This window comes from Vibrio sp. YT-19(2023), from assembly GCF_033337395.1.
This window is the reverse complement of the sequence record NZ_JAWOQN010000691.1, coordinates 1-624: the sequence shown is the minus strand read 5'-3', so window position 1 is coordinate 624 and position 624 is coordinate 1. Positions and strand designations below refer to the sequence as shown.

Sequence of the window (624 nt, the reverse complement as noted above, 5' to 3'; positions counted from 1 at the left end):
AGTTAAATGCCGTGAAAACAGAAATTCAGAGAGCTGAAACGTTAAGTAATGAATTTAAAAAGCGTGAACAAGCAGAAGCTGCGCTCCATCTGCACTTGCAACAAACTGAAACCATTTCGGCTCGCCAACTGCAGTTAGATAATGCGAAAAAGGCGAGTAGGATTGAACTGCCTTATATCACGCTGCAAAATGCCGCCCAGCAAGTTCAAGATTTAAACCAAAAGGTTGCCGTTCTTTCTCAAGACCTAAAAGCCGCTGACGACGTTTTAAAAACGAAGGAACAAGCCTTCCAACAGGCAAAAGAACAAGCGAATCGGGTTCCTACGCTGACAGAGCAGCAATACCAACTTGAAAGCATGAAAGGCAAGTTGGTCGAGAAGGTTGAACTGGATAGCGCCATTGCTGCAGGACTACAGCAGAAATCAGAATTTGAAGAAACGCTAAAAAAATACATAGTGTTTAGGGAAAAACTGACGCAAGACGCCCTGCAAGCGCAAAAAGTGTTGGAGCAAGCTCGCATTGATGTCGCAAGTATTGGTAGTGTGGATGCAGAGATCAAACAGCAGCAGCGTTTGATGTCGGATCTTCAAAAGTTAGGTAATTTAAATCAAGAGCTTTCACAGC

At 43.6% G+C, this 624-nt stretch carries 1 pseudogene; it reads left to right on the top strand.

Annotated features, from left to right (window positions below):
- Positions 1 to 624: pseudogene (locus R7E78_RS27910) on the top strand (SMC family ATPase); the annotation flags it as partial.